Annotated in this window: 2 protein-coding genes; both read left to right on the plus strand. The window is 30.6% G+C overall.

Annotation, left to right across the window (positions count from 1 at the left end; translation table 11 throughout):
- A partial coding sequence (locus AP75_RS14575; RefSeq protein ID WP_221404552.1) for a hypothetical protein occupies positions 1 to 220 on the plus strand: 220 nt, incomplete at its 5' end.
- 25 nt (positions 221 to 245) lie between these two features.
- Positions 246 to 1310, plus strand: a complete 1065-nt coding sequence (locus tag AP75_RS13945; RefSeq protein ID WP_088265003.1) for a DUF559 domain-containing protein — start codon at positions 246 to 248, stop codon at positions 1308 to 1310.
- Positions 1311 to 1496: the final 186 nt, after the last annotated feature.

Raw genomic sequence — 1496 nt, forward strand, 5'->3', positions numbered from 1 at the left:
GGGAAAAGCTACCGGAGGTTTAGTTCAACATAGTATTGCCAAAAAAGCGGGGTTGAAGGAATTCTTAGAACGTTTCGGGAAAATATCCGCAAAAAATTTTCCCTTTTCCAAAGAAAAATTTGTAAGTTTGAGAAAGGGAAAAATTTTTGCTTCGGGAAGTGCTTCTTTTGAAATCTCGGTTATAAAAAGCCCGCTTCTTCGGCAATACTTTTCCCGTTAGCTGACATATTACACCGAAATCACGTATGATTCTAAATAGACCTAAATTTTTAGAAGATAATCTAAAATATTATAAAAAATTTCCCAAACAGAAAGATTTAGAAATTGATTTTAGAAATATTCCACCAATATTAAACCTTGATTTTCATTCCTTAAATGGAATTTTACCTATTACCAGTTCAAGATTAAAATACATTACTGATTCAGGTCAACCTCCAATTTTAACAGTAAATCCTTCTGAAATAGAATATGAATACTATAAAAGTATTGGAGTAAATGAATTTCAAGCTATTTCAATTGTTTTCAATTTTTTTGCCATAGAAGACAATGCAGATGGTTCATTAACAGGTTTACCTTATAATATTTCTTTGTTGCCAATGACAAGTAATGGTGAAATCGACACTTGGAGTATAGGATTACTCCAGCAAATGAATGTTGAACAATTAAGTCAAGAAGGAAATTTAGTTTTCACTGAGTTTAATCCATTTCAATCTTGGAAAAAAGGAATGGGAATGGATTATCAAATATTTTCAAGTATAGACTATAACGATTATACTGATACAATTGGATTTAATTGGGGAATGTTTTTTTTATCTCCTATTTTTGATAAAAAAGAAGCAAAAATTTTAGAAAACAATACATCATCAAGAGAAATTAACGCAAAATATAGGAAATACAAAACGAATTTATATTTCAAAAGTTTTTCAAATCCAGAACCTCGTAGAATATTTGGATGTGATTCACCAATAGAATTATTTCTTTTACAAGGAATGTTCTTAAAAAAAATGAAACCTATAATACAGACAAATATATTTAAATCAGGTGAAGTTATTGCTAATTATTTCGAAATGCAAGACAGTGGAATTTGGTTGGGGCAGGAACAACTTATTACTCAAGCTGATTTTTATTTCCCAGATAAAAAGTTAGCAATATTTTGTGATGGAAAACAATTTCATGATATAGAAAAAGATAAAAAAATTAATGAGGCACTAGACAAAATAGATATTAAGGTTCTAAGATTCACAGGAAAAGAAATTACGGAAAACCTTGAAAAAGTATTAGAAATAATTAAAAATGAATATGAAAAATAATACGTCAGCTAATAACTAAGCTTTCGTCTTGTCCGCAGGACACAAGATGAAAGCCCGTTGAACGGAACCTCCGGTGGCTTTTCAGCGGTATGATGGTCCTCTTATGGGGATGTCGTTTTTAGAATTTAGAGGTACAAAGCAGTTTTTTCGTAAGGACTGCTTTTTTTGTGGCGTTTGGTAGCCTTT

The sequence above is a fragment of the Kaistella haifensis DSM 19056 genome (assembly GCF_000735695.2).
GTDB classification, from domain to species: domain Bacteria; phylum Bacteroidota; class Bacteroidia; order Flavobacteriales; family Weeksellaceae; genus Kaistella; species Kaistella haifensis.

Bases quoted from the DNA above. Each gene is read 5' to 3' on its own strand.
- AP75_RS13945 (WP_088265003.1), top strand. From the start codon at position 246: ATGATTCTAAATAGACCTAAATTTTTAGAAGATAATCTAAAATATTAT.